Annotated in this window: 11 protein-coding genes; 2 read left to right on the top strand and 9 right to left on the bottom strand. The window is 69.9% G+C overall.

Annotated elements, in window-relative coordinates; all coding sequences use genetic code 11:
* The 5 genes from AB0J09_RS49790 to AB0J09_RS49770 all read right to left on the bottom strand — a co-directional run.
* The coding region (locus tag AB0J09_RS49790; RefSeq protein ID WP_360708063.1) for a CbiX/SirB N-terminal domain-containing protein at nt 1-408 on the bottom strand (408 nt) is incomplete at its 3' end.
* Nucleotides 409-431: 23 nt separating this feature from the next.
* Nucleotides 432-1,160 (bottom strand): phosphoadenylyl-sulfate reductase, encoded by a 729-nt coding sequence (locus AB0J09_RS49785; RefSeq protein WP_360708060.1) that lies wholly within the window; start codon nt 1,158-1,160, stop codon nt 432-434.
* Nucleotides 1,157-1,300, bottom strand: a complete 144-nt coding sequence (locus AB0J09_RS49780) for an Insertion element protein (protein WP_360708058.1) — start codon at nt 1,298-1,300, stop codon at nt 1,157-1,159. Before AB0J09_RS49780 ends, AB0J09_RS49785 begins: the two co-directional genes overlap by 4 nt.
* The gene (locus AB0J09_RS49775) at nt 1,297-2,985 is read right to left on the bottom strand and encodes a nitrite/sulfite reductase (RefSeq protein WP_360708055.1); all 1,689 of its coding nucleotides are present in this window, start codon (nt 2,983-2,985) and stop codon (nt 1,297-1,299) included. The genes AB0J09_RS49780 and AB0J09_RS49775 overlap by 4 nt, the downstream gene beginning before the upstream one ends.
* Before the next feature lie 110 nt (nt 2,986-3,095).
* Complete coding sequence (locus tag AB0J09_RS49770) at nt 3,096-3,167, bottom strand: putative leader peptide (protein WP_360708066.1); 72 nt, start codon at nt 3,165-3,167, stop codon at nt 3,096-3,098.
* Between the two features lie 131 nt (nt 3,168-3,298).
* Here AB0J09_RS49770 and AB0J09_RS49765 point away from each other — a divergent pair, with 131 nt between their 5' ends.
* On the top strand, nt 3,299-3,940 hold the full coding sequence (locus AB0J09_RS49765) for a hypothetical protein (protein WP_360708052.1): 642 nt from the start codon (nt 3,299-3,301) through the stop codon (nt 3,938-3,940).
* 31 nt (nt 3,941-3,971) lie between these two features.
* Here the strand turns inward: AB0J09_RS49765 and AB0J09_RS49760 are convergent, their stop codons facing one another.
* Both AB0J09_RS49760 and AB0J09_RS49755 read right to left on the bottom strand, forming a co-directional pair.
* Nucleotides 3,972-4,205, bottom strand: coding sequence for a DUF397 domain-containing protein (locus AB0J09_RS49760; protein ID WP_127935054.1), 234 nt, complete (start codon nt 4,203-4,205; stop codon nt 3,972-3,974).
* A gap of 135 nt (nt 4,206-4,340) precedes the next feature.
* The gene (locus tag AB0J09_RS49755) at nt 4,341-5,222 is read right to left on the bottom strand and encodes a helix-turn-helix transcriptional regulator (RefSeq protein WP_360708049.1); all 882 of its coding nucleotides are present in this window, start codon (nt 5,220-5,222) and stop codon (nt 4,341-4,343) included.
* Between the two features lie 201 nt (nt 5,223-5,423).
* Here AB0J09_RS49755 and AB0J09_RS49750 point away from each other — a divergent pair, with 201 nt between their 5' ends.
* On the top strand, nt 5,424-5,825 hold the full coding sequence (locus tag AB0J09_RS49750) for an ATP-binding protein (RefSeq protein ID WP_360708046.1): 402 nt from the start codon (nt 5,424-5,426) through the stop codon (nt 5,823-5,825).
* A 14-nt stretch (nt 5,826-5,839) separates the two neighbouring features.
* Here AB0J09_RS49750 and AB0J09_RS49745 read toward each other — a convergent pair whose 3' ends face one another.
* Nucleotides 5,840-6,472, bottom strand: a complete 633-nt coding sequence (locus tag AB0J09_RS49745; protein WP_360708043.1) for a phosphoribosyltransferase — start codon at nt 6,470-6,472, stop codon at nt 5,840-5,842.
* 148 nt (nt 6,473-6,620) lie between these two features.
* The coding region (rsgA, locus tag AB0J09_RS49740; protein WP_360708040.1) for a ribosome small subunit-dependent GTPase A at nt 6,621-7,544 on the bottom strand (924 nt) is incomplete at its 5' end.

The raw sequence follows: 7,544 nt of genomic DNA, 5'->3' as shown, positions 1-7,544 counted from the left end.
GGACGGTGTCCGCCGCCTATGCCTCGGCCGCAGCCCCCTCCCCCGCCGAGGCGGTCGCCGCTCCAGCGCTGTCAGCAGCAGCGGGTGGGGCCCCAGCGTGGCGCCGTAGTGCACACGCAGGCGCGGCTCGCGCGCCCTGACCTCGTTCAGCGCCGCCGGCAGGTCCACCCGGCTGTGGTAGGCCTCCGTGAGCAGCAGAGGCAGCACGACCGCCTCCTGCAGGCCGTTCAGGGCCTGCCCCAGTGCCGGGGTGCAATGGTCGAGGTACGCCACCCGTACGGGCACCTCAGGGCGTGCCTGGCGCACCCGGTCGAGCAGCGCGGCCACGGTGGCGGCGGCACGCGGATCTCGCGACCCGTGCGCCACCGCCACCAGTGGCACGCGGCCGGGGGCCGTCCCGCCTGCCAACGGGACAGGTCCCCTGCTGGGGATCACAGGTGAATGCCGCATTCGACCTTCCCCAGGCCCGCCCAGCGTCCGCTGCGCGGATCCTCGCCCTCCGCGACCTGCCGCGTGCACGGCGCGCAGCCGATCGAGGGGTAGTTGTCGTAGTGCAACGGGTTGATCAGCACCCCGTTGTCGGCGATGTAGTTGTCGACGTCCTCCTGGGTCCAGGCCGCGATCGGGTTGACCTTGACCATCTGCCGCTTGGCGTCCCACTCGACGACCTTGGAGTCCGCGCGGCTGGGCGACTCGTCGCGGCGGATGCCGGAGATCCACGCCAGGTACGGCTCCAGCGCCCGGTTGAGCGGCTCCACCTTGCGCAGGTAGCAGCACAGGTCGGGATTGCGGCCGAACAGGCGCGGGCCGAGGTCGCGATCCTGCTCCTCGACCGTCCGCGACGGCTTGATGTCGATCACGTTGACGTCATAGACCTGGCGCACCGCGTCACGCGTGCCGATCGTCTCGGCGAAGTGGTAGCCGGTGTCGATGAACAGCACGTCCACGCCGGGCTTGACCCTGCTCACCAGGTCGATCAGAAGGGCGTCGCTCATCGAGGAGGTCAGGCACAGCCGGTCGCCGAACGTCGCCGCCGCCCAGCGGATGATCTCGCGGGCGGGGGCGCCCTCCAGGAAGGTCGCGGCGGACTCGACGATGTCCTGCAGGTCAAGCGTGCCGCGCTGCTGTTTGAGACCGACCTCGATGTCCACCAGCGTCATATCTTCACTCCGATTCCAAGAAACTTGAGCTTGAAGGCGCGAGCGCAGGCGCGGCAGTACCAGCTGCCGTCCCCCTCATAAGGCTCGAGGTCCTCGTCGCCGCAGTAGGGGCAGTGGAACGGGACCGCTCGCTCGCTCATTTGAGGTCCGCCTCGTCGGCGCGCTGCACCCAGTCGGCGAAGGACTCGCCTTCCTTCTTCTGGGTGTCGTAGTTGCGCACGACGCGCTCCACGTAGTCCGGCAGCGCCTTGGCGGTGGTCTTGAGGCCGCGGACCTTGCGTCCGAAACCGGGGTTGACCCCGAGGGAGCCGCCCAGGTGAACCTGGAAGCCCTCTACCTGGTCGCCGTTCTCGTCCACCACGAGCTGGCCCTTCAGGCCGATGTCGGCGACCTGGATGCGGGCGCAGGAATTGGGGCAGCCGTTGACGTTGATGGTCAGCGGCTCGTCGAACGCCGGGAGCCGCCGCTCCAGCTCGTCGATCAGGTCGGCGGCCGTGGCCTTGGTCTCGACGATGGCCAGCTTGCAGTACTCGATGCCGGTGCAGGCCATCGTCTGGCGGCGGAACGTGGACGGCTTGACCTGCAGGTCGTTGGCCTCCAGCTCGGCCACGATCGAGTCGACCTGGCCGGGCGCGACGTCGAGGACGACCATCTTCTGCTCGACCGTCGTGCGGACCCGGCCGGAGCCGTGCCGCTCGGCGATGTCGGCGATCACGTGCAGCTTGTCGCCGTCGAGCCGGCCCACCTTGGGCGCGAAGCCGACGTAGAAGTTGCCGTCCTTCTGCGGGAAGACGCCGACGTGGTCGCGGCGGCTGCCGCGCGGCTGCTCGGGGGCGGGCCCGTCGGGCAGCGGCTCCTTGAGGTATTCCTGTTCGAGAACTTCGCGGAACTTTTCGATTCCCCAGTCGTTGACCAGGAACTTGATGCGGGCCCGGTGCCGCAGCCGCCGGTAGCCGTAGTCACGGAAGATCCCGACGACGCCCTCGTAGACGTCGGTCGCCTGGTCGGGCCGGACGAACACGCCGAGCCGCTTGCCCAGCATCGGGTTCGTCGACAGGCCGCCGCCGACCCACAGGTCGTAGCCGGCCTCGCCCTGCTCGTTCACCACACCGACGAACGCCACGTCGTTGATCTCGTGCACCGTGCAGTGCGCCGGGCAGCCGCTCAGCGCCGACTTGAACTTCCTCGGCAGGTTGGAGTACGCCGGGTTGCCCACGATCCGGTCCATGACCTCGCGGATCTGCGGGGTCGGGTCGAGCACCTCGTCGGCGTCGATCCCGGCCAGCGGGCAGCCCAGGATGACGCGCGGGGTGTCGCCGCACGCCTCGGTGGTGGACAGGCCGACGGCCTCCAGGCGCTCCCAGATGTCCGGCACCGACTCGATCTCGATCCAGTGCAGCTGGATGTTCTGGCGGTCGGTCAGGTCGGCGGTGCCGCGGCCGTACTCGTTGGAGATGTCCGCGATCGTGCGCAGCTGGGCGAGGTCGAGCTGGCCGCCGTCGATGCGCACGCGCAGCATGAAGTAGCGGTCGTCGAGCTCCTCCGGCTCCAGGATGGCGGTCTTGCCGCCGTCGATGCCGGGCTTGCGCTGGGTGTAGAGGCCGTACCAGCGCATGCGGCCACGCAGGTCGGCCGGGTCGATCGAGTCGAAGCCCCGCTTGGAGTAGATGTCGATGATCCGCTGGCGGACGTTGAGGCCGTCGTCGTTCTTCTTGTTCTCTTCGTTCTTGTTGAGCGGCTCACGGTAACCGAGAGCCCACTGGCCTTCGCCGCGCGGGCGCTTGTGGTGCCGGCTGGCAGGAGTGCGGCTGGCAGGCGTGCTCATTGCGCGTCCTTCGGTTCATGGGCGCGCGCATGTTTTCCTCCTGCCTCATCATCGAGGGCAGGGGTGAAGAGGAGGATTGCGACGCGCTCAGCGGTAGAAAAAAGCTGGGGTTACATGCGGGCGTCGCAACAGATGGCACTGCGGACACGCTGGAGGTCGACGTGGCGTCGACCGACGAGCATGGGGTCCGCTGGCATACCTAAGAAGATACTCGGGCCGTCCCGTATGTCCAAGACGGGGTCCAGAGTGTGGGACTGTCCAGTACCGTGGCGCGGGTCTTTCATGGCACTCGGCCGCCGGTAGAGTGCCGGGCATGCCCGAAGCCACGCCGTCGCCCGTGACCGCCGACGACCTCGACGAGGCCGTACGGCTGGCCGTCGCCACCCTGCGGGAGGCGCCCGAGAGCGCCTGGGACGGCAAGGCGGGATCGCTCGAATGGACCTGCTGGGAGACGGTCGAGCACCTCGCCGACGACCTGTTCGCCTACGCCGCCCAGCTCGGTCTCAGGACGCCACCGCTGGACACCTTCGTCCCGTTCATCCTGGAGCGCCGCAGGCCGGAGGGCCCCGCCAACACCATCCACGCCGACCGCGAGGCCGGGCCGGCCGGGCTGCTGCAGGTGCTGGAGGCGTGCGGCGCGCTGCACGTCGCGATGGTACGCACGGCGCCGCCGCAGGTCCGCGGGCACCACGGCTTCGGCGCGGCCGACGCGGAGGGCTCGGCCGCGATGGGCATCGTGGAGACGCTCGTGCACACCCACGACCTGGCCGAGGGGCTCGATCTCGCCTGGGCTCCGCCGGCGGACATGTGCGCGCGGGTGCTGACCCGGCTGTTCCCCGACGCGCCAAGCGACACGGATCCGTGGACGGCCCTGCTGTGGGCCACCGGGCGCGCCGAGCTTCCCGGTCGCCCTCGCCTGACTCGCTGGCGCTGGTACAGCGCGCCGCGGCCGTAGCGGTCAGGGCCGCGCGCGCCCGAGGCGGGCCTCAGACGATGAGGTCGTCGAACTCGCCGTCCTTGGCCCCGAGGACGAACGCGGTGATCTCCGCCTGCGTGTAGACCAGCGCGGGACCTTCGGGAAAGCGTGAGTTACGCATGGCTATCTCCCCCGTGGGCAAGTTCGCGACTTCGACGCAGTTGCCGTTGGGGTTGCTCCGCTTGCTCTTGCGCCAGACGACGGGAAGGCGGCCGGCGGGCGTTCCGTTCCGGAACTCGTGCATGGGGGCAGCTCCTCGCGATCTTACGGATGCACGTGCATCCGCGTTTGCGAGGAGACAATACGGTAACGCGTGGATCTCCATATAGCGGACGACCAAAAATCCCTATATGGAGTGGCTCACACGGAAATCAGCAGCTCATCGGGAAATCAGGCGTTCCAGGAAGCGCCTGGTCTCCTTCGGCTCCTCGGCCTGGATGCTGAGCCGGTCCATGACCTCCATGTAGTGGTCGGAGTCGGCGGGCTTGTCCAGGTAGAGGGCGCTGGTGAGCTGCTCCATGTAGACGACGTCGGGCAGCTCGGGCTCGGGGAAGCGCAGGATGCTGAACGGCCCGCCCGCCGCCGCGTGGCCGCCGCGGTCGAACGGCATGATCTGGACGGTGACGTTGCGCTCCGCCGTGAGGTCGAGGAGATGGGCGATCTGCGCGCGCATGATCTCGGGGCCGCCGAGCGTGCGGCGTACGACGGCCTCGTCGATCACGGCCCAGACCGTGAGCCCGTTCTCCAGCCGCTTCTGCCGCGTGGTGCGGACCGCCACGCGCCGGTCGAGCTCGGCCTTCGGGGCCTTCTCGTGGGCCAGCTCGATCACGGCCCTCGCGTAGCCGGGCGTCTGGAGCAGGCCGGGCATGAACTGGTTCTCGTACGTGCGCATGCTGGAGGCCGCGCCCTCGAGGCCGATGTAGACCTCGAACCAGGACGGCAGCACGTCACTGTACTTGTGCCACCAGCCTGGGGCGTTGGCCTGCTTGGCCAGGGCGAGCAGCTGCTCCCGCTCGGCGGGGTCGGTGACGCCGTACAGGGTGAGCAGGTCGGCCACGTCCCGCTGCTTGAAGCTGACCTGGCCGAGCTCCAGGCGGCTGATCTTCGCGTGAGATGCGCGAATCGAGTACCCGGCGTCCTCGCGCGAGATACCCTTCTCCGTACGGAGCCTGCGCAGCTGGGTTCCGAGCAGGATCCGCAGCACCGTCGGGCTTCCCGGCGAATAGCTGAGCAGTTTGCCCTCCGCGCGCTCTGCGCTCACCGCACCGCTCCTAGATCATCTGCACGTGCAGATGCGATTCGCATCCGTAAACGACGAAAAGTCTTGCATCGGAAAGCGCTCCCCGTAAAGATGGGCATTGGATCACCAGACCGCGCTTCGGGGGCCAGAATGACGACTTTCGACGCTCGGCCGCAAGCCGTCATCGGTTCCCGGCCACCAGTATGGCTCTCCTCCATCCTGGTGGAGGGACGTACATGGGAGTGCGACGCGGTGTTCCCCTTCCATCAGCGTGTCGCGCTGGAGCCGGCATGCGTGGCGACGGCCCGGCGGTTCGTCGACCAGACGCTGGCCGCGTGGGGAGTGCTGGGGCCGGCCTATGACGCTCAGCTCGTGGTGTCGGAGCTGGTGACCAACGCGATGCGGCACGGCGGCGGGGCCGCGCAGCTCCGGCTCCTGTCGCATCAGGCCGAGCTGGCGTGCGTGGTGACCGACCACAGCCGTACGGTGCCGGTGGCGGCGGCGCCTGACGTGTTCTCGGAGTTCGGGCGGGGACTGCGGCTCGTGGACGCACTCTGCACCGCCTGGGGCTGGCTGTCTCCCGGCGGCGCCCGCAAGCTGGTCTGGGCCATACTCGCCGGCTGACGTCGTCGCCTCTCTCATCCCCTCGCCTTGCTCATGAGTTCGAGCACGTCGGCGTCGCTGAGCTGGTCGAAGTGTTCGTACCACTGGCCGACCGCCCTGAAATCGACCGGCGTAAGCAGCACGACCACCTCGTCCGCCTCCTGACGCAGGGAGCTCACGGTCTCGCCGGCCCCGACCGGCACGGCCAACGTCACCTTGGCGGGCTTGGCCGAGCGTACCGCCCTGAGCGCGGCCCGTGCGGTGCCGCCGGTGGCCAGGCCGTCGTCGACCACGATCACCTCTCGCCCCTCGAGCGGGGGCAGGGGGCGGTCGCCGCGGTAGGCGTGTACCCTGCGGGCCAGCTCATGCCGCTCCCTCTCGACCACGTCGGCGACGGACTCGGGCGTCATGCCCAGGCGGCGCAGCAGCGTGTGGTCGAACACCGGTTCACCGCCCTCGGCTATCGCTCCCACGCCCAGCTCCGGGGTGGGCGGATAGCCGATTTTCCTGGTTACGAGGACCTCGAGCGGGGTGTCGAGTCTGCGCGCGATGGGCTCGGCCACCGCCACGCCACCGCGGGGCAGGGCGAGCACGACGGGGTCGTGCGCGTCCGTCAGCCGCTCGGCGAGCAACTCCCCTGCCTCGGTCCGGTCTCGGAAGCGCTCCATGACCTGTGCCTACCCGCTGACACGCGCTCCTCGCCTCTTCATCCGCCACCTACCGCCGGACGCCCTTCGCCCCGGCGACGGATGCGGCCGGCGACGTGCACCACCGGCCACACCCGCCGCCGCGACGGCCGTCCTCACGCGGAGGGCGTCAGGGGCGGTTGCGGCCCGAGCGGCGCATTTCCTTGGTGATGAACTTCCACCGGCTCTGCTGCTCCTTGCGCAGCCGCGCGTCCGAGCGGGAGGCCATCCACGCCGCCTCCCGCTGCAGCTTGCGCCAGCTCTCCAGCCGCCGCTCCGGCAGCTCCCCGCTCTCCAGGGCGGCCAGCACCGCGCACCCGGGCTCGCTGGAATGCCCGCAGTCGCCGAAGCGGCACTGCGACGCCAGCGCCTCGATGTCGGAGAAGACCAGGTCGACCCCGTCACCGATGTCGTAGAGGCCGATGCGCCGGATCCCGGGCGTGTCGATGATCAGTCCGCCCGCGGGCAGCGTGATGAGCTCCCGGTGCACCGTGGTGTGCCGGCCGCGCCCGTCGGCGGCGCGTACCTGCTGGGTCTCCATGACGTGGTCGCCGGCGAGCGCGTTGACCAGGGTGGACTTGCCGGCGCCGGACGGGCCGAGGATGACGGCCGTACGGGAGCCGCCGAGGTAGTCGGCCACCAGGGACACCCCGTCCCCGTGGAGGGACGAGACCGCGTGCACGTCGACCCCGGGCGCGGCCACCCGGACGTCGTCGAGGAGCTGGTCGAGGCCGTTTTCGAACAGGTCGGACTTGGTGACGAGCACGACGGGCGTGCCGCCGGACTCCCAGGCCAGCGCGACGAGGCGCTCGATGCGGCCGAGGTCGGCGAAGTCCGTGGAGTGCATGGACGGCTCGGCCACGAAGACGAGGTCGACGTTCGCGGCAAGCACCTGGCCCTGGCCGTCGCCGGACAGGCCGCCCACCGAGTCGCGGCTCACGCCGCCCCTGACGAACGCGGTCGTCCGCGGCAGGACCTCGTCGAGCTCGTACCGCCCCTCGTGCAGCCATCGGAGCGCGACCCAGTCGCCGACGCAGGGCAGCGCGATGGGGTC

The organism is Nonomuraea sp. NPDC049784, from assembly GCF_040659615.1.
In the GTDB taxonomy this organism is placed as follows: domain Bacteria; phylum Actinomycetota; class Actinomycetes; order Streptosporangiales; family Streptosporangiaceae; genus Nonomuraea.
Note: the sequence above shows the minus strand (reverse complement) of the source record. Positions and strands in the feature narration are given on the sequence as shown.